Source organism: Streptomyces lydicus, assembly GCF_001729485.1.
GTDB classification, from domain to species: domain Bacteria; phylum Actinomycetota; class Actinomycetes; order Streptomycetales; family Streptomycetaceae; genus Streptomyces; species Streptomyces lydicus_D.
Genome location: NZ_CP017157.1, coordinates 3,360,747 through 3,380,320 on the forward strand (window position 1 = coordinate 3,360,747; position 19,574 = coordinate 3,380,320).

Sequence of the window (19,574 nt, forward strand, 5' to 3'; positions counted from 1 at the left end):
ACCGGGCCCGGCGGCGCGTCACCGCCCGGTCAGCGGCCCTTCTCCGGCTCCAGCGGCGGGCACCACGAGGACTGCGTCCGCCCGCCGACCCGGCCGCAGAACCCGGCCTGCGTCGGGTGGCCCGTCCCGTCGATGTGCTGCACCGACAGCAGCTTGTCCAACGGGACCTGGCGGTCCACGTCCCCGCCGAAGCTGATGATGCCGCTCGCCCCGTCGAGCGCCTCGTCGCCGTGCACCCCGCTGATCGCGTGCCACACCGCGGGCGGCGTCAGCGGCATCTGCGCGGCCTCCTCCCGCAGTTGCTTGACCGCGTTGACGTACAGCTTCACCGCGTCGAAGCCGAGCGCCGCATGGCCGTCCAGCGACGAGTTGGGGATCTTCGCGCACTCGTCGTGGAAGATCCGGCTCAGTTCCGCGTACAGCTCGCTGCTGCCGTCGCAGCGCGCCGAGCCGAGGGTGAAGTCCAGGAAGTCGTACGGGATCCCGGGGTAGTGCTCGCGGCGGTCCGCGTCGGCCGCCAGCCGCGCCACGTCGTCACCGCCGAGGAGCGCCGGCGGCGTCGAGTTGCAGGACTCGTTGATCCCGCCCAGCAGCGACTCGAAGTCCTCCGCGCGCCCGGCGAAGAACACCACACCCCGGTAGGAGCAGCTGCGCTGGCCGACCGTCCCCGGCCCCGGGGCGTCCGACGAGGGCTCCTGGCCCGGCGGCGGGGGCGGGGTGAACGGGGTCCGCTCCACCGCGAACCCGCGGGCCTTGAAGCGCCGCGCGACGTCGTCGCTGAGGGTCCTGCTGTAGGTGTCGGTGGGGTCGGCCGAGCCGATGATCCGCACCTGGCGGGCCGGTTTCCGCCCGTCCCGCGCCACGACGTGATCGGCGTACGCGGCGGCGACGTCCGCCTCCCGGGTGTTCTGCGGCGACACCTGGAAGTACATGGGCGACTGCCGCACCAGGGTGTCAGCGGACAGCGTCGTGGCCACCATCGGCAGCCCCACCGCGGTCAGTTTGCGGATCGTCCGGTTGGTCGCCTCGCGGCTCTGGTCGAGCCCGGTGACCCCGACGATCGACGGGTCCTGCTGCCTGAGCGCGTCGAGGATGTCCACCACCTGGGTGCCGAAACGCATCCCCGAACCGGCGTTGGCGGGGAAGATCCGCAGGATCGGTTCGGTGGCGCCGGTGCTGCGCAGCTGGCGGGACTGCGCGCTCGCCGCGCCCTGCAGCGCCTCGCGCCCGTAGGCGAGCTGGCCGGACGGCTTCCCCGAGACGCTGAGCAGCGCGGAGAGGTGGACCAGGGTGACGAACGGGCGCTCCGGGGACGCCTTGTGGGCCTCCTCGGCGCGGGCGTTCTGGGCGTAGATGGTCTGCAGGGTGTTGTCGAGCGACGGGTCGGGGGAGTGGAAGGTGAAGCCGTACCGCGCCACCCCGATGCACTCGCCGGTCGGTGCGGTACGCAGGGTCTGCGCGTCGTCGTCGAAGCGGCCCAGGCCGCAGTGCGCGTCCCGGAAGCCGCTCTCGGTGCGCAGCACCAGACCGGCGCCGCCCAGCAGCGCGACGGTCACCGCGCAGGCCGCCACCACGGACGTCATCCGGCGCGCCCACAGCGGCGGTGCGGGAATCCGCAGCCGGGCGTCCTGGGCGACCTCCAGCCGCCGCGTCAGCTCGTAGGTCTCGTGGGACGGCGGCATCAGCGGCGGAATGCTGACCGGCAGGTACCAGGGCGCGCGGTTACGGGCCCGGCCCTGGTGCAGGAAGGTCTCCCGCCAGCCGCCGTACAGCCGGTCGGTGAGCTCCCACAGGGACCTGTGCCCCCAGTCCTCACGGACCTCGGAGCCCTCGGCCGGGGGTTCGGCGCCGCAGGCGATGACCAGCAGCGGGTCGAAGGCGCCGGTCTCGTTGCGGACGTCGATGATCGTCCGCAGCAGCGGATAGCCGCAGTTGTCCGGGCCCACGCCGTCCAGCAGCGCCACGCAGTACGCGGTCCGGCGGGCCGTCCGGGGCCGCCAGAAGCGGCGGCGGAACGCCACCCGCAGGTCCTCCAGGAACGCGTTGACCATCAACTTCCGCAGCTGCTCCGGGTCTTCGACCTGGTTGTGCGGGGTGGTCAGCCGCTCGGCGAACCCGGTGAAGGTGCCCGGGTCGCGCGGAGCGAGGTACGGCTGGTTGAGCAGCCAGCGGTACGCGCAGCCCAGCCCGCGGCGCACCCGGAACCACGCGAGCGGGAAGACGTGGACCGCGAACAGCCACACCCACCAGGGCACCTTGCCGTCCACCGCGAGTTCGGTCTCCGGGGAACGCAGCAGCCCGAACATCCGCCGGCGCCGGAACTCCCGCTCGCGCAGGGCCTGGAGCAGCGAGTGGTCGTTGCCCTCGACGTCGCCGTGGTGGCTGGGCCCGCCGCCCGCGCCGACCTGCGTCAGCCAGTTGACCAGGCCGAAGCGGCGGAAGCGGACCCGCCCGTCGCTGCCGTTGACGCCGAGGGCGAAGCCCTGCGCCAGCCGTTCCAGGGTGTGCCGGACCGCCTCGACGGAGTCCGGGGGAGCGGCGGGCTCGGGGCCGGACCGCACGTCGTGCAGGACGTGCGGCACCCGGCGGGGGTCGGCGTGGCTGAGGAAGTAACTGATCCCTTTGGCGAGCCGGGTGTGGTCGTCCCCGGCCACCAGGCAGACCACCGGGAGCCCTTCGCGGCCCTGCGCCACGCCACGGTGCCGCACCGGTTCGGGACACTCGCGACGCCGGGGCCTGCGCACCAGATCGGCTGTCAGACGGAGCAGATGCCCGGCTCCGCGGAAGACGGGGATGGGGGAATCGAGTTCGTTCGACGCCATGGTGCCCCTGAGTAAGGGTCGGAGTAGGGCCGGTATTCTGACACCGCTCCGTCGGCGGTCGCTATGGTTCCGCCTCACTCAGGGGCCCCCTGCTCCCCGCCGGTCCCGCCCGCCGTCGTCAGAGGGACGGGCGGGACCGTGCGGAGGGCGAACCTCCTTTTGCCTGCGGTCAGTTGAGCGAGTCGCCGGCCGCCGATCCGGGGTCCTGGGCACCCGTGCCCGGAGCCTCCGTGCCGGGGTCCTGGGTGCCCGGGTCGCCGGCACCGGCGTCCCCGGCGCCCGCGTTCGCCGCGCCCGCGTCACCGGCACCCGCGCTGCCCGCGCCCGCGTCACCGGCACCCCCGGCACCCGCGGCGCCGCCGCCCTGGTCCCCGCCGCCGGCGGCGCTGCCGCCACCGCCCTGGTCACCGCCGGCCGCGGCGCCACCGCCACCGCCACCACCGCCGGCGCCGATCTCCGCCCCGGTGGCCTTCAGGGCGTCGGTGACCGGCTGGAAGAAGGTCTCGCCGCCCTGGGTGCAGTCGCCGCTGCCGCCCGAGGTCAGACCGACGGCCGAGTCACCGGAGAACATCGAGCCGCCGCTGTCGCCGGGCTCCGCGCAGACGTCCGTCTGTATCAGGCCGTTGACGATGTCGCCGTTGCCGTAGTTCACCGTGGCGTCCAGGCCGGTGACGGTGCCGTCGTGCACACCGGTGGTGGAACCCGACCGCTGCACCTTCATGCCGACCGCGGCCTCCGCGGCCTTGCTGATCGCCTGGGTGCTGCCGTTGCCGAGGTCGACCGCGCTCTGCGGCTGCGCCCCCGGGTCGTCGTAGGTGACCAGCGCGAAGTCGGTCTTCGGGAACTTGGAGTCGGCCACCGTCCCCAGCGGCTGCCCGCCGCCCTGGTCCGCCGACCAGGTCTTGGAGTCGTTGCCGCAGTGGCCCGCCGTCAGGAAGGCGGGCGCGCCCTTGACCGTCACGTTGAAACCGAGGGAGCAGCGGGCGTTGCCGCCGAAGATGGCACTGCCGCCGACCGGCCCGGCCGCCGCACCGCCCCCCTGGCCGCCGCCCTGGTCCCCGCCGCCCTGGCCGCCGCTGTTCGCCGCGCTTCCGCCGGCTCCGCCGTTGGAGTCCGCCGCACCGTTGGCGTTGCCGTTGGCATTCCCGTTGGCGTTTCCGTTCGCGTTGCCACCGGCGTCGCCGTTGGCCGCGCCCCCCATCGCGTCGCCGTCGAACCGCTTGAACTCGCCACGGGACCGCTTGACGGTCACCATGCCGTTGCCCATCCGGTCGGTCACCTTGCTGAGGGTGGCCATCTTGGCGCCGGTGACCGTCTTGTCGGCCAGCACCACGATCTTGTTGGTCTTCGGATCGATCGACCACGCCGTGCCGGGCACCGAGGCGTCGTTCCGCAGTGTCCGGGCACCGGCCTTGAGCGCGGTCAAGCTGTTGTGCACGACCTTGGCGACCGCGCCCTTGGCCCGCACGCTCGACGCGCCGTCCTCGGAAAGGACGTTCATGACCAGGTGGCCGTTCGCACCGTCCAGGTACCAGCCGGCGGCCTGGTCGCCGAGATCGGCCTTGAGAGCCGTCGCCACCTGGGTGGCCGCAGGGGCGCTGAAGGTCCGCAGGGCCGCGGGCCGGTCCGTGCTCGCGTTGGCGTTGGGGAGCAGGATCGCCGCGCCCGCGATGGCGGCCGCGGCCGCGCCGGCGATGGCGCCCGTCCGCTTGTTCACATGTCGGTGGCTCAATTCACTGACCTCCAGGGACGCACAGGAACGATGCACACGGGAGGCCGCGGTGCGTCGCGTCAGCACCCGTGTGAGGTTGCATCCAGTCCTACGTAGCGCCGCCCGCCCCGGTCTCAGGGCCACTCAAGCTGTGATGAATTCCGTCGTTCGCGGCTGCGACGTCCTACACTCCCGGCCCGCCCGCTCCCGCCCGCACACGAGACGGGCGTAAAGGTCAGCTGTGACCGCATTTAAGAAAACCTCGATGGACCTGGCGGCCGGGGTACGGAAGATTTCCTGACGAAGATCGGGTGGCCGGTATGCGCCCCCGGCAGGTCACTTTTACGTACGGGAGCCGACGCGGTGAAGGCACTGGTCAAGCAGAAGGCGGAGCCGGGACTCCGGCTCACGGACGTGCCGGAGCCGTCCGTCGGCCCGGGCGATGTACTGATCAAGGTGCTCCGCACCGGCATCTGCGGCACGGATCTGCACATTCGCGCCTGGGACGGCTGGGCCCAGCAGGCCGTGCGCACCCCGCTGACCCTCGGCCACGAATTCGTCGGCGAGGTGGTGGAGACCGGCCGCGACGTGACCGAGGTCAAGGCCGGCGATCTGGTCAGCGGCGAGGGCCACCTCGTCTGCGGAAAGTGCCGCAACTGCCTCGCCGGGCGCCGTCATCTGTGCCGCGCCACCGTCGGCCTCGGCGTCGGCCGGGACGGCGCCTTCGCCGAGTACGTGGCGCTGCCCGCCGCCAATGTGTGGGTGCACCGCGTCCCCGTCGACCTCGACATCGCCGCGATCTTCGACCCGTTCGGCAACGCCGTGCACACCGCGCTGTCGTTCCCGCTGGTCGGCGAGGACGTCCTGATCACCGGCGCCGGACCGATCGGCATCATGGCGGCGGCGGTCGCCCGGCACGCCGGCGCCCGCAACGTCGTGATCACCGATGTCAGCGAGGACCGCCTGGACCTGGCCCGCAAGGTCGGCGTGAGCCTCGCGCTCAACGTCGCGGACGCGACCATCGCCGACGGCCAGCGCGAACTGGGTCTGCGCGAGGGCTTCGACATCGGCCTGGAGATGTCCGGCCGGCCCGAGGCGATGCGCGACATGATCGCCAACATGACCAACGGCGGCCGGATCGCCATGCTCGGTCTGCCCGCGCAGGAATTCCCCGTCGACTGGGCCCGGATCGTCACCTCCATGATCACGATCAAGGGCATCTACGGCCGGGAGATGTTCGAGACCTGGTACGCGATGTCCGTCCTGCTCGAAGGCGGTCTCGACCTCGCGCCCGTGATCACCGGCCGGTACTCCTACCGGGACTTCGACGCCGCCTTCGACGACGCCGCCAGCGGACGCAGCGGCAAGATCATCCTCGACTGGACCGCCTGACCCGGCCCGTCCGCCCCGACTCCTGGAGAATTTCCGATGTTCGACTCCGTACGCGACGAACTGCGCACCACCCTCGACGAGATCCGCGCCGCCGGACTGCACAAGCCCGAGCGCGTCATCGGCACCCCGCAGTCCGCCACCGTCGCGGTCACCGCCGGGGGCAACCCCGGCGAGGTCCTCAACTTCTGCGCCAACAACTACCTCGGCCTCGCCGACCACCCCGAGGTCGTCGCCGCCGCCCACGAGGCGCTCGACCGCTGGGGCTACGGCCTCGCCTCGGTCCGCTTCATCTGCGGCACCCAGGAGGTCCACAAGGAGCTGGAGCAGCGGATCTCCGGGTTCCTCGGCCAGGAGGACACCATCCTGTACTCCTCCTGCTTCGACGCCAACGGCGGCGTCTTCGAGACCCTGCTCGGCCCGGACGACGCGGTGATCTCCGACGCCCTCAACCACGCCTCCATCATCGACGGCATCCGGCTGTCCAAGGCCCGCCGCTTCCGCTACGCCAACCGCGACATGGCCGACCTGGAACGCCAGTTGAAGGAGGCCGCCGAAGGGGGCGCCGGCCGCACGCTGATCGTCACCGACGGCGTCTTCTCGATGGACGGCTACCTGGCGCCCCTGGACGAGATCTGCGATCTGGCCGACCGCCACGGCGCCATGGTGATGGTCGACGACTCGCACGCGGTCGGCTTCGTCGGCCCCGGCGGCCGCGGCACCCCCGAGCTGCACGGCGTCATGGACCGCGTCGACATCGTCACCGGCACCCTCGGCAAGGCCCTCGGCGGCGCCTCCGGCGGCTATGTCGCGGCCCGCGCGGAGATCGTCGCCCTGCTGCGCCAGCGCTCGCGTCCGTACCTCTTCTCCAACTCGCTCGCCCCGGTGATCGCCGCCGCCTCGCTGAAGGTCCTCGACCTGCTGGAGTCGGCCGGTGAGCTGCGCGAGCGGCTGCACGCCAACACCGCGCTGTTCCGCTCCCGGATGACCGCGGAGGGCTTCGACGTCCTCCCGGGCGACCACGCCATCGCGCCCGTCATGATCGGCGACGCGGCCGAGGCGGCCCGCATGGCGGAGCTGCTCCTGGAGCGCGGCGTGTACGTCATCGGCTTCTCCTACCCGGTCGTCCCGCAGGGCCAGGCGCGGATCCGCGTCCAGCTGTCGGCCGCACACTCCACCGAGGACGTCAACCGCGCGGTGGACGCCTTCGTGGCCGCGCGGACCGCCATGGCGGCCGAGGCGGGGGCCGCCGCCGCGGGGTGACCCGACCAGCGCGGCCGGCCTGAGAAAATAGCCACATGATCGAAGCACGCCGGCTGCACATCCTCCGTGCGGTGGCCGACCACCGCACGGTCACCGCCGCGGCCGCCGCGCTCTACCTCACGCCGTCGGCGGTCTCCCAGCAGCTGGCGGCGCTGGAGCAGGAGACCGGGCACCGCCTCGTCGACCGGAGCGCCCGCGGCGTGCGGCTGACCGCCGCGGGCGACATCCTGCTCACCCACGCCAACGCCGTCCTCGCCCAGCTGGAACGCGCCGAGTCCGAGCTCGCCGCGTACGGCTCGGGCGAGGCCGGCACGGTCACCGTCGCGGCCTTCGCCACCGGCATCGGCCTGGTCGTCGCCCCCGCGCTCACCGCGCTCGCCCGCTCCGCGCCCGGCATCCGGGTCCACGTCCAGGACGCCGAGGGCGACGCCAGCCTGCGGATGGTCCTCGACCGGCAGGTCGATGTGGCGGTGGCCGTCGAGTACCGCGGCGCCCCGCGCGCGGACGACCCCCGGCTGACCCGCGTCCCGCTCTACGCGGAGCCGTTCGACGCGGTGCTGCCCACCGGCCACCGGCTCGCCGAGGCGCCCCGGGTAGCGGTCGCCGCGCTCGCCGACGACCCCTGGATCGGCCCCTACCCCGGCAACCCCTGCCATGACGTGGTCGTCCTGGCCTGCGAGAACGCCGGCTTCCAGCCCCGGCTGGAGCACACCTCCGACGACTTCCGCGCGGTCGTCGCCCTCGCCTCGGCCGCGGCGGGCGTGGCGCTCGTGCCGCGCTCGGCGCTGCGCGACGTGGACCTCACGGGGGTGGTGGTCCGGCCCGTCGACGGGGTCGCGCCCACCCGCCGGGTGTTCGCCGCGGTACGCCGCGGGGCCGAGGACCACCCGCTGTTCCGCCCGGTGCTGGCCGCGCTGCGGGAGGCGGCGGCACCGCAGGGGTGACGCGACGGCGTTCGGGTGGCGCGGACCGCGTCCTGCGCGCCGGGCGGGCCCGGCCGTGGCAGGCTCCTCGTGGCGGCGGCGAGGAGGCGAGACGATGGCGGTCGGCCCCACCGGCCCGGGCGGCGGGACAGCGCCCGGTGTGCCCCAGGACCCCTACGCCCCGGCCCGCACCCGCGGCTATCTGAAGCTGCTGCTGATCGCGGCGGTGATCGGGGTCCCGGTCTGCGCCGCCGCGTTCGGCTTTCTGGCGCTGGTGCACGCACTGGAACCGCTGATCGTGGAAGCGCTGCCGCGGGCGCTGGGCTTCGCCGGGACGCCGTGGTGGTGGCCGGTGCCGATGCTGGTGGTGGCCGGGCTGCTGGTCGGGCTGACGGTCCGCCACCTGCCGGGCCACGGCGGCCACGAGCCGGCCGACGGGCTGGCGCTCGGCGGCGCACCCGGAATCACCGCGCTCCCCGGCATCGTGCTCGCGGCCCTGGTCTCCCTCAGCTTCGGGGTGGTCCTCGGGCCGGAGGCGCCGCTGATCGCCCTCGGCGGCGGGCTGGCCGCGGGCGCCGTACGGCTGGTGGGCCGGGGCCTGTCGGAGCGGAGCGTCGCCGTGGTGGGCGCCGCCGGCAGCTTCGCGGCGGTCAGCGCGCTGCTCGGCTCCCCGCTGCTGGGCGCGTTCCTGCTGATGGAGGTGGCGGCGCCGGTCGGTCCGCTGCTGGGCGCGCTGCTGCTGCCCGGCCTGCTCGCGTCCGGCGTGGGCGCGCTGATCTTCACCGGGCTGGGGAACTGGACCGGGCTCGGTACGTACTCGCTCGCGCTGCACGACGTCCCCGGCGCCGCCCAGCCGACCGTCACGGAGTTCGGTTGGGCGCTGGTCATCGGACTGGCCGCGGCCTGCTTCGCGGGCGGCGTACGGCGGCTCTCGCTGCTGCTGAAGGAGCGGGTCGGGCGGCACCGGGTGCCGATGACGACGGCGATGGGCCTGGTGGTCGGGGCGCTGGCGGCCGGGTTCGCGCTGGCCACCGGCAAACCCGCGACCGAGATGCTCTACTCGGGACAGTCGGCGCTCGGGTCGCTGTTCCAGGACAGCACCGGCTACTCGGTGGGGGCGCTGCTGCTCCTCCTGGTGTGCAAGGGACTGGCCTACTGTGCGTCGCTCAGCGCCTTCCGGGGCGGCCCGATCTTCCCGGCGCTGTTCCTCGGCGCGGCCGGCGGGGTCGCCCTGTCCCACCTGCCCGGACTGTCGCTCACCGCGGCCTTCGCGATGGGCGTCGGCGCGCTGGGGGTGGCGATGCTCCGGCTGCCGATGACCTCGGTGCTGCTGGCCACGCTGCTGATGGGCAGCAACGGACTGACCGTCATGCCGCTGGTCATCGTCGCCGTGGTGGTGGCGCACGTCGCCGCGCTGCGGCTCACCCCGGCGCCGGCCCCGGCCGCCCCCGCGCCGTCCGCCGGCTGACCCCTTCCGGGTTCAGCCGTGCGGGGTGCGGCCCGTACGGGTCCAGGTGGCCAACTGGCGCTCCGTCCAGGTGTTGATGACCCGCTCCGCCGGGACGCCGCACTCCTCGGCGCGGGCGCAGCCGTAGAGCTGCCAGTCCAGTTGCCCCGGTGCATGGGCGTCGGTGTCGATGGAGAACAGGCAGCCCGCGTCCAGGGCACGGCGCAGCAGCCGGCGCGGGGGGTCCAGGCGCTCCGGGCGGCAGTTGATCTCCACCGCGGTGCGGTGCTCCGCGCAGGCCGCGAACACCTCGTCGGCGTCGAACTGCGACTCGGGGCGCGGTTTGCGGGTGAGCAGCCGCCCGGTGCAGTGCCCGAGCACGTCCACCAGCGGGTTGCGCACCGCGGCGAGCATCCGCCGCGTCATCGGGCCCCTGTCCATCCGCAGTTTGGAGTGCACCGAGGCCACCACCACGTCCAGCCGGTCCAGCAGTTCCGGCTCCTGGTCGAGCGTGCCGTCGTCGAGGATGTCGCACTCGATCCCGGTCAACAGCCGGAACGGCGCCAGCGCTTCGTTCACCTCGGCGACCAGCGCCAGCTGCTCCCGCAGCCGCTCGGCGGACAGCCCGCGGGCGACGGTGAGGCGGGGGGAGTGGTCGGTCAGCACACACCAGGCGTGGCCGAGGTCGCGGGCGGTCCGGGCCATCTCCTCGACCGGGCTGCCGCCGTCCGACCAGTCCGAGTGCGTGTGGCAGTCCCCGCGCAGCGCCCGCCGCAGCCGCTGCCCCTGTTCTCCGTCCAGCAGCGGCCCGCCCGCCTCGTCCTCCAGGCGCGCCAGATACACCGGGCGCACTCCCGCGAACGCCTCTTCGACCACCCGGGTGGTTTTGGGGCCGAGCCCCTTGAGGCGGCTGAGCGTGCCGTCCTCGGCGCGCCCGCGCAGCTCGTCGTCGGACAGCGCCCGGATCGCCGCGGCGGCCGTACGGAACGCCTGTACGCGATAGGTCTCCGCCCCCTGCCGCTCCAGCAGGAAGGCGATCCGCTCCAGCGCCTCGACGGGCTCCACGTGCGGCTCCTTCCCGGTGCGCCGGCCCAGGTCCCCTTCACGGTGCCCCACCCGGGGGCCGGCTGCCACCGGGGGTGGTACCGGCGGTAAATCGCCCATTTCAGCCGAGTCGGAAGCCGTGCCGTTATGCGGTTATGTCCGTTCTCGGGTCGGTCGATCCGGTTGCTTCGGAAAGGCGTACGGTTAGTGCTGATCATTCCCTGCAAGGTGCGCAAGGTGGGCAATACCGTCCCGGTAACTTCGGGTGAATCGGGCGCGGTTAAAACTCCCGCAAAGCTCACGCAACATTCGGCGAAGGGTGCCGGGAGGCGCGTGTGCCGACCTCCCGGCCGACGGGTGAACCGGTGCCGTAAAAATTGACGGCCTTCAAAAAATCTCCACATCGAATGCGCAGTCAGGGCACGGTTGTCGGAGTGGCTTCCCCCTGCTGACCTGCGCCTCATTGGATTGGTGCGGGAATGTCCAGTTCGCCGAACGCAGTCGGAGTGCTTCTGCGGAAGTGAAACCGAAGGAGTTGTGAAGAAGCTGCCACTGATTCATGGATGTGCGTGCACGACACGTAATTCAATGGTGCGATGACACCCGGATCGGCGGTTGTCCGATTAGCAGGGCAACGGGCCTGCATGCTTTGATCCTTCGCACCGCGGAAGTCGCACTGAGGTTCTCGATTTTGAGGCCCCGGCGACCGCTGCCGCGGCCGGACCGCCCTGCCGGGCGACTCGGTCGCAGCTATTTGAGATATGCATCCGAAAGGAAACACCATGCGCGAGATTCAGACCCAGGAAATCGCCGACAGCGAGCTCGACAACGTGGCCGGTGGCCTCGTCGGCAACCTGGCCGGCACCGCCACCTCCACCGTTGACGGCGCCACGGGCCTCAACGTCGGCGGCACCCTGGGCACCGTCACCGGCACCGTCGAGGGTCTGACCGGCGTCAACACCGGCCAGGTCACGGGCCTCGTCGCCGGTCTCTGAGACCCACGGCACGTCGGCGGCCCCTCCTTGCCGACATGCCGGCCGGCTGCCCCGGAACCGCCTGGCCTTCGCCGGGTTCCGGGGCACCCGGCTGCCGTGCCGCGGACGGACCCCCGTACGCTCGGCTGCACCGCGGTGCCCGGGGCGCGCCGCCCCGTCCGTGGTGTCCTGACAGATCGTTGCAGTTGAGGGAAGAGTGTCGTGCAGTTCCGTCAACAGGCCCTTTCCAAGCTGCAGTCACCGGAGGAGTTGGATCTTCCGGTGCGCTTCGCCCGCCCCCAGGGCTGGCTCGTACTGATCATCACGGTCGCCGTGCTGATCGGTGCCTCCTTCTGGGCGGTGACCGGCACCGTCTCCTCCACGCTCAACGCCCCCGGCATCCTCACCCACGGCCAGGGCAGCTACGTCCTGCAGAGCCCCGTCGCGGGCCAGGTCACCGCCGTCCTCGCCCAGGAGGGCCGGCGGGTGGCCGCCAACACCCCGCTGCTCAGGGTCCGGACCGACCGGGGCACCACCGTCGTGCGCAGCCTCGCCGCCGGCCGGCTGACCACCATGGTCGCCACCATCGGCTCCGTCGTCACGACCGGCGCGGACGTCGCCTCCGTCGAGCGCGTCGCGCACCGCGACGACCCGCTGACCGCGACGCTGTACGTCCCCGCCGACAGCGGTGCCAACGTCCCCGTGGGCGGCTCGGTCGACCTCACCGTGCAGTCCGTGCCCAGTCAGCAGTACGGCGTGCTGCGCGGGCGGGTGAAGGCCGTCGGCCGCACCGCCCAGACCCGCCAGCGGATCGGCGCCTACCTGGGCAGCAGCCAGCTCGGTGAGCAGTTCTCCAAGTCCGGACCGCCCGTCGCGGTCCTGGTACAGCTCGACCCGGCGCCGCGGAACAGGTCCGGCTACGCCTGGTCGACCTCCGGCGGCCCGCCCTACGCGGTCGACTCCATGACGCTGGCCAGCGGCGCCGTCCACCTGGCCGCGCAGCACCCGATCGATTGGCTGCTGCCGTGACCGCACCGAACGACTCCGCGGCCCCGCAGGCGCAGCTGCCGCCGCCGGGCCGCGGCCGCCACCGCCCCGAGCCCGCGCCCGGCGCCCGCCGCACCCGCCGCGCCGCGCCGCCCGCCCCCAAGGCCAAGAAGGCCAGGACCGTCCGCACCCCCACCGTCCTCCAGATGGAGGCGGTGGAGTGCGGCGCCGCCTCGCTGGCCATGGTCCTCGCCCACTACGGGCGCCATGTGCCGCTGGAGGAGCTGCGGATCGCCTGCGGCGTCTCCCGCGACGGCTCGCGCGCCAGCAACCTGCTCAAGGCCGCCCGCAGTTACGGGCTCCAGGCCAAGGGCATGCAGATGGAACCGGCCGCGCTCGCCGAGGTGCAGGCCCCCGCCATCCTCTTCTGGGAGTTCAACCACTACGTCGTCTACGACGGCACGGGCCGCCGCTTCGGCCGCCGCGGCGTGTACATCAACGACCCCGACAAGGGCCGCCGCTTCGTCCCGACGGAGGACTTCGACACCAGCTTCACCGGTGTCGCGCTGGTCTTCGAGCCCTCCGAGAGCTTCCGCAAGGGCGGCCGCAAGCCCGGCGTGCTGAGCGCGGTGCCCGCCCGGATGCGCGGCACCACCGGCACCCTGCTCGCCGCCCTGCTCGCCAGCCTGCTGCTGGTCGCGGTCGGCGCCGCGGTGCCCGCGCTGAGCCGTACGTACATCGACATGTTCCTGATCGGCAACCAGACGTCGCTGCTGGGGCCGCTCTTCGCCTCGATGGCCGCGATGGTCGCGCTGACCGCCGTACTGACCGGGCTGCAACAGGCCAATCTGCTGCGCGGCCGGATCATCTCCTCCACCCTGACCAGCGCCCGCTTCCTGCGCCACCTGCTCAGACTCCCGGTCACCTTCTTCGCCCAGCGCAGCCCGGCCGACCTCGTGCAGCGGCTGCAGTCCAACGACGCGGTCGCCGAAACCCTGGCCCGCGACCTGGCCGCCGCGGGCGTCGACGGCATCGTCGTCGTCCTCTACGCCTTCCTGCTGTGGAGCTACGACCCCCAACTGACCGTCATCGGTGTGGGCATCGCGCTGCTGAACATCGTCGCGATGCGGATCGTGGTGCGGCTGCGCGCCACCCACACGGCGAAGCTGCGGGCGGACAGCGCCCGGCTGACCAACACCGCCTACACCGGCCTCCAGCTCATCGAGACGATGAAGGCCACCGGCGGGGAGAACGGCTACTTCCGCCGCTGGGCCGGCCAGCACGCCACCACGCTGGAGGTACAGCAGCGGCTCGGCGTCCCGAGTGCCTGGCTGGCCGTGGTCGCCCCCACCCTCGCCACCCTCAACAGCGCGCTGATCCTGTGGATCGGCGGTATGCGGGCGGTCGAGGGCCACATCTCCATCGGTCTGCTGGTCGCCTTCCAGGCACTGGTGACCCGCTTCACCGCGCCGCTGACCCGGCTCAACGGCGTCGCCGGCCGGATCCAGGACTTCGCCGCCGATGTGGCGCGCCTCAAGGACGTCGAGTCCTTCCCCGCCGACAGCCTCTACGCGCGCCCCGGCTCGGACGCCGACACCCGCCGGCTCAAGGGCCACGTGACGCTGGAGGACATCACCTTCGGCTACAGCCCCCTGGACAAACCGTTGCTCAGCGGCTTCTCGCTGACCGTCGGCCCCGGCCGGCAGGTGGCCCTCGTCGGCGGCTCCGGCAGCGGCAAGTCCACCGTCTCGCGGTTGATATCCGGGCTCTACAGCCCCTGGGAAGGCACCATCCGCATCGACGGCCGGCGCCTGGAGGACCTCTCCCGCAGCGCGCTCGCCGCCTCGGTGTCCTTCGTCGACCAGGACGTCTTCCTCTTCGAGGGCACCGTCCGCGACAACGTGGCGCTGTGGGACCCCTCGATCCCCGACGACGCGGTCATCGCCGCCCTGAGGGACGCCGCGCTCTACGACGACGTCATATCCCGGCGCCCCGACGGCATCCACAGCCGCGTCGAGCAGGACGGCCGCAACTTCTCCGGCGGGCAGCGGCAGCGCTTGGAGATCGCCCGCGCCCTGGTCCGGCGCCCCAGCATCCTGGTCCTCGACGAGGTCACCAGCGCCCTGGACGCCCAGACCGAACAGATCATCATGGACAACCTGCGGCGGCGCGGCTGTGCCTGCGTCGTCATCGCCCACCGGCTGAGCACCGTCCGCGACAGCGACGAGATCGTGGTCCTCGACCACGGCGTGGTCGTCGAACGAGGCCGGCACGAGGACCTGGTCGCCGCCGGGGGCACGTACGCCGACCTGGTCAAGGAGCACTGACGTGGCAGCCATGTCGTCGTCCCCCTCGTCCCCCTCACCGGTCCCCGCCGCGGGGCCCGGCGGGACCGACGCGGTGACGCAGGCCCTGGGCGGCCTCGGCACGCCCGTCCAGTGCGCCGGCCTGCGCAGCGTCGCCCTGGAGGGACCGCACGTCCTCTGGCTCGTCACCGGGGGCGCGCTCGACCTCTTCGCGGTCGACGCCGCCGCCGAGGGCCACTGGCACTTCCTCGGCCGGCTGGAAGCCGGCACCCTGCTGCTGGGCCCGGTCGACGGCCCCCAGCACACCCTGCTCGGCCGCCCCTCGCAGGACTGCGGGCTGCGCCGGATCCCGCTGCGCGAGCTGCCCCGCCACGACTACGGCGCCTACGGCGAGTACGGGGAGTACGGGGACACCGGCTCCTACCCGCTGTACTCCACCCAGGCCGAGCAGCCCTCCGCGCTGGAGCACGCCTTCGCCCTGGGCACCGCCCGCAGCCTGGGTGTGCTGTTCGAGGCGCCGCTGGACGGCCGGCCCGGTGACGAGGCGGTCGCCGACGACGACGTGCTGTGGATGCCCGTCCCGCCCGGCAGCGTGCAGTACGGCGCCTCGTACAGCGCGGAAGCGGCCGCCGATCTGCTGGTCGACCCCGAGCTGTGGCAGCGGATGGTCAACCAGCAGTACCGGCTGCTGTCCGCCGTCGACGGCTGGATCGAGCACCTGGAGCGTGCCCACGAGGACCGCGCGGCGGCCGGCATCAAGGCCGGCGAGGCGGTCCGCGAGCGTGCCGACCAGGCCCTGCTGGCCTCCATCGGCCGCCAGGACCGGTCCGGGCGGGGCGGCGACGCCACCAACCGGGCCGGCGACGACACCACCTTCGAGGTCTGCCGGGCGGTCGCCGAGGCGGCCGGGATCACGCTCACCGCACCTCCGCGGGGCGGCACCGTCAACGAGCGCGTCAGCCCCGTGGAGCGGATCGCGGTCAGCTCGCGGATCCGCACCCGCGCGGTCCGACTCACCGGCTCCTGGTGGCGGACGGACGCCGGCCCGCTGGTGGGCCACCGCGCCAAGTCCGGTGCCCCCGTAGCGCTGCTGTGGCGCCGCGGCCGCTACGAGGCCGTCAACCCCGCGTCCGGGCTGCGAATCCGCGTCGGCAAGGACAACGCCGACGAGTTCGAGCCGCGCGCGGTGATGTTCTACCGCCCGCTGCCGGAGCGGCCGATGAACATGTGGCGGCTGATGCGCTTCAGTCTGCGCGGCAGCCGGACGGACGTCCGCAACCTGACGCTCAGCGGCCTGGTGGCGGTCGGCCTCGGCGCGCTCGTCCCGATCGCGACCGGCAAGGTGCTCGGTGTGTACGTACCGGCCGCCGAGCGGAGCCTGATCGTCCAGGTGTCCCTGGCCGTCATCGTCACCAGCATCGTCTCGGCCGCCTTCATGCTGCTCCAGAACCTCACCGTGCTGCGGATGGAGGGCCGCATCGAGAGCGCGCTCCAGCCGGCCGTCTGGGACCGGCTGCTGCGGCTGCCGACGAAGTTCTTCACCGAGCGCTCCACCGGCGAGCTGGCCAGTGCCGCGATGGGCATCAGCGCGATCCGGCGGGTGCTGTCCGGCATCGGACCGGTGGCCGTGCAGTCCACCACGATCGGCGCGATGAACCTCGTCCTGCTGCTCGTCTACAGCGTGCCGCTGGCGCTCGCCGCGCTCGCCATGCTGCTGGTCATCGGCGCGGTCTTCCTCGCCATGGGGCTGTGGGAGCTGCGCTGGCAGCGACGGCTGATCAAGCTCGGCAACAAGCTCAACAACCAGGCGTTCCAGACCCTGCGCGGGCTGCCCAAGCTGCGGGTCGCCGCCGCCGAGAGCTTCGCCTACGCGGCCTGGGCGCGGGAGTTCGCGCGTTCCCGGGAACTCCAGCAGAAGGCCGGCCGGATCAAGAACCTGACCACCGTCCTCAACGCGGTCTATCTGCCGCTCTGCTCGCTCACCATGTTCATGCTGCTGGCCGGGCCGGCCCGCGGCACCATGTCCGCCGGTTCCTTCCTCACCTTCAACACCGCGGTGACCATGCTGCTGACCTCGGTCACCCAGATCACCGGCGCCTGCGTCGCGGCCGCCGCCGCGGTGCCGATGTTCGAGGAGATCAAGCCGGTGCTGGACGAGGCACCCGAGGTACGCGGCGCCAGCGCCCAGCCCGGTGCCCTCTCCGGCGGCATCGAGGCCAAGAAGCTCTCCTTCCGCTACACCGACGACGGCCCCCTCGTCCTCGACGACGTCTCCTTCCAGGTCCGGCCCGGCGAGTTCGTCGCCGTGGTGGGCCCGAGCGGCTGCGGCAAGTCCACCCTGCTGCGGCTCCTCATCGGCTTCGACAAGCCGGCGTCGGGCAGCGTCCTCTACGACGGCCAGGACCTCGCCGCGCTCGACCAGGCCGCGGTGCGCCGCCAGTGCGGCGTCGTCCTGCAGAACGCCCAGCCGATGACCGGCTCCATCCTGGACTGCATCTGCGGCGCCGAAGCCTTCACCCAGGAGGAGGCGTGGGCGGCCGCCGAGATGGCGGGCCTGGCCGAGGACATCAAGCGGATGCCGATGGGGCTGCACACCATGATCTCCGGTGGTGGGGCGATCTCCGGCGGCCAGCGGCAGCGCCTGATGATCGCTCAGGCGCTGGTCCGCCGTCCCCGGATCCTCTTCTTCGACGAGGCCACCAGCGCCCTGGACAACGAGACCCAGCGCATCGTCATCGACAGCACCCGCCGGCTCAGCGCCAGCCGGCTGGTGATCGCCCACCGGCTGTCCACGGTCATGGACGCCGACCGGGTGATCGTCATGCAGGACGGCCGGATCGTCGAACAGGGCGCACCGGCCGAGCTGCTCGCCGACCCCGGCGGCCGACTGCACGACCTGGTGCGACGCCAGATGACCTGACCCGGCCCGCCCGGCCGAGCCGGTCCCACCGTCCCCGTGGAACACCGCATATGTTGCACAGCAGCCAGCGGACGGAGGATGAGATGGCCACAGCGAGAGATCTCTTCGAGGCGGTGCCACCCGACCGGCGCCGGCAGCTGACCGACCTCGCCCGCGAGGTGTCGCTGCCGCGGGCCACCCGCCTCTTCGAGGAGGGCCGGCGGGCCGACCGGTTCTGGATCATCCGCAGCGGCCAGGTCGCGCTCGACCAGCACGTCCCCGGGCGGCGGGCACTGGTGGTGGAGACCCTCGGCCGCGACGAACTCCTCGGCTGGTCCTGGCTGTTCCCGCCCTACCTGTGGCACCTGGGCGCGCAGACCGTCGGCCCGGTCGAGGCGGTGGAGTTCGACGCCGCGTCCGTCCGCGCGCTGTGCGACTCCGATGCGGTGCTCGGCCGGGCCATGTACCGCTACGTGGCCGAGACGGTCGCCGACCGGCTGCACGGCACCCGCACCCGGCTGCTCGACCTCTACGGCCCGCAGGGCGTCGAGCCCGACGACTGAAGCCCGCACCCCCGCCCCGCATCCCGCGGGCGGAAAAGGACGCGCCGCCCCGGAACCGCCGCCCGGGCCCGGCCGACTACCTGTGCCGGGTCGCGCCCGCGGCCCGCCGGCCCACCAGTGGGCCGGTGAACGGGCCGGGTGACCGGCCGGTGATGCGTAGGGAGAGGCACCATGCGTCCTGGGAAGTTGTGCGGTCTTGCGGTGGTGGTGGCACTGGCCGCGACCGCCTGCGGCGGCGCACGCGACAGCGGCCCCGGCGACGACCCGGGCTCCGGGCGCGGCTCCGGATTCCCGGTGCGGATCGCCGACTGCCAGGGCACCACGACCACCTTCGCGGCCCCGCCCCGCAAGATCGTCACCAGCAACGCCGCCGCCCTGGAGATGCTGCTCCGGCTCGGCGCGGGCGACCGGGTCATCGGCACCGGATTCCCGCCCGGCAAGGGCGCCCTGCCCGGGGAACTGGGCGAGCGGGCCCGCAAGGTGCCGGTGCTCGGCAAGCACGTCATCCCCAAGGAGAAACTGCTCGCCTCGGGCGCCGACCTCTACATCGACACCTTCGCGTCGATGGGCGCCATGGGCGGCGCGGGCGACGCGCCGACCCCCGAGGAGTTCCGCGCGGCCGGGATCAAGCACCTCTACCTGGCGTCCACCGCCTGCGCCCGTACGAACGGCAAGCCGCAGCGCGACCTGTCGGCCGTGGAGGGCGACATCAAGCGGCTGGGCGCGGTGACCGGGACCGCCGACCGCGCGGACGCCCTGGTGGCGGGCATGCGCGCGAAGCTCGCCGCGGTGCACGAGGCGGTCGGCGGGCTCGCGGCCGACGAGCGGCCCACGTACTTCTTCTTCGACTACGACGCCGGTACCAAGCAGCCGATGGCCGTCTGCCGCAAGCAGCTCGCCAACGCCGTGATCACCCTGGCCGGGGCGCGCAACGTCTTCGACGGCTGCGACGGGGACTTCACGGCGGTCTCCTGGGAGGACGTGGTCGCGAAGGATCCGGACTGGATCCAGCTCGCGGTACGCAACCGGGGCGACGCCGCCGCCGACGACGCCGCGTACGACCGGGCCGCGGCCTTCCTCAAGAGCTTTCCCGCCACGAAGGGGCTGACGGCCGTGCGCAAGGGCCGGTTCCTGCGGATCGGCTCGGAGCGTACGACGATCGCCGGGGTCCGCAACGCGGAGACCGTCGAGCAGATCGCGCACACCCTCCACCCGACGCGGTTCAAGGCGGGCCGCTAGTGGGCCC

13 protein-coding genes are annotated in these 19,574 nt (G+C 72.9%); 10 read left to right on the forward strand and 3 right to left on the reverse strand.

What is annotated here, in order from left to right:
* Positions 1 to 29: 29 nt before the first annotated feature.
* Together SL103_RS14510 and SL103_RS14515 are read right to left on the reverse strand one after the other, a co-directional pair.
* Positions 30 to 2,822 (reverse strand): hypothetical protein, encoded by a 2,793-nt coding sequence (locus SL103_RS14510; protein WP_069569267.1) that lies wholly within the window; start codon positions 2,820 to 2,822, stop codon positions 30 to 32.
* A gap of 169 nt (positions 2,823 to 2,991) precedes the next feature.
* Positions 2,992 to 4,539: a S1 family peptidase gene (locus SL103_RS14515; protein WP_069569269.1), complete on the reverse strand. Its 1,548-nt coding sequence runs from the start codon at positions 4,537 to 4,539 to the stop codon at positions 2,992 to 2,994.
* A gap of 357 nt (positions 4,540 to 4,896) precedes the next feature.
* Here SL103_RS14515 and tdh point away from each other — a divergent pair, with 357 nt between their 5' ends.
* The 4 genes from tdh (at position 4,897) to SL103_RS14535 (ending at position 9,576) form a co-directional block, all read left to right on the forward strand.
* The gene (gene tdh, locus SL103_RS14520; protein WP_069569271.1) at positions 4,897 to 5,925 is read left to right on the forward strand and encodes an L-threonine 3-dehydrogenase; all 1,029 of its coding nucleotides are present in this window, start codon (positions 4,897 to 4,899) and stop codon (positions 5,923 to 5,925) included.
* A 36-nt stretch (positions 5,926 to 5,961) separates the two neighbouring features.
* Complete coding sequence (locus tag SL103_RS14525) at positions 5,962 to 7,185, forward strand: glycine C-acetyltransferase (protein ID WP_069569273.1); 1,224 nt, start codon at positions 5,962 to 5,964, stop codon at positions 7,183 to 7,185.
* Between the two features lie 35 nt (positions 7,186 to 7,220).
* Positions 7,221 to 8,129 (forward strand): LysR family transcriptional regulator, encoded by a 909-nt coding sequence (locus SL103_RS14530; protein ID WP_069569275.1) that lies wholly within the window; start codon positions 7,221 to 7,223, stop codon positions 8,127 to 8,129.
* A gap of 94 nt (positions 8,130 to 8,223) precedes the next feature.
* Positions 8,224 to 9,576: a chloride channel protein gene (locus tag SL103_RS14535; RefSeq protein WP_069569277.1), complete on the forward strand. Its 1,353-nt coding sequence runs from the start codon at positions 8,224 to 8,226 to the stop codon at positions 9,574 to 9,576.
* 12 nt (positions 9,577 to 9,588) lie between these two features.
* Here the strand turns inward: SL103_RS14535 and SL103_RS14540 are convergent, their stop codons facing one another.
* Entirely contained in the window at positions 9,589 to 10,620 is a 1,032-nt protein-coding gene (locus tag SL103_RS14540; RefSeq protein WP_099055417.1) for a PHP domain-containing protein, read from the reverse strand.
* A 761-nt stretch (positions 10,621 to 11,381) separates the two neighbouring features.
* Between SL103_RS14540 and SL103_RS14545 the strand changes: the two genes are divergently transcribed.
* The 6 genes from SL103_RS14545 (at position 11,382) to SL103_RS14570 (ending at position 19,567) form a co-directional block, all read left to right on the forward strand.
* Positions 11,382 to 11,594: a hypothetical protein gene (locus tag SL103_RS14545; RefSeq protein ID WP_033270189.1), complete on the forward strand. Its 213-nt coding sequence runs from the start codon at positions 11,382 to 11,384 to the stop codon at positions 11,592 to 11,594.
* Positions 11,595 to 11,795: 201 nt separating this feature from the next.
* The gene (locus SL103_RS14550; protein ID WP_069569281.1) at positions 11,796 to 12,602 is read left to right on the forward strand and encodes an HlyD family efflux transporter periplasmic adaptor subunit; all 807 of its coding nucleotides are present in this window, start codon (positions 11,796 to 11,798) and stop codon (positions 12,600 to 12,602) included.
* The gene (locus SL103_RS14555; RefSeq protein WP_069569283.1) at positions 12,599 to 14,887 is read left to right on the forward strand and encodes an NHLP family bacteriocin export ABC transporter peptidase/permease/ATPase subunit; all 2,289 of its coding nucleotides are present in this window, start codon (positions 12,599 to 12,601) and stop codon (positions 14,885 to 14,887) included. The genes SL103_RS14550 and SL103_RS14555 overlap by 4 nt, the downstream gene beginning before the upstream one ends.
* Before the next feature lie 10 nt (positions 14,888 to 14,897).
* Positions 14,898 to 17,786 carry an NHLP bacteriocin export ABC transporter permease/ATPase subunit gene (locus SL103_RS14560; protein ID WP_069573716.1) on the forward strand — a complete coding sequence of 963 codons (2,889 nt, stop codon included), beginning with the start codon at positions 14,898 to 14,900 and terminating at the stop codon, positions 17,784 to 17,786.
* Positions 17,787 to 17,869: 83 nt separating this feature from the next.
* The gene (locus tag SL103_RS14565; RefSeq protein ID WP_069573718.1) at positions 17,870 to 18,328 is read left to right on the forward strand and encodes a cyclic nucleotide-binding domain-containing protein; all 459 of its coding nucleotides are present in this window, start codon (positions 17,870 to 17,872) and stop codon (positions 18,326 to 18,328) included.
* A gap of 171 nt (positions 18,329 to 18,499) precedes the next feature.
* Positions 18,500 to 19,567: an ABC transporter substrate-binding protein gene (locus SL103_RS14570; protein ID WP_208869869.1), complete on the forward strand. Its 1,068-nt coding sequence runs from the start codon at positions 18,500 to 18,502 to the stop codon at positions 19,565 to 19,567.
* Positions 19,568 to 19,574: the final 7 nt, after the last annotated feature.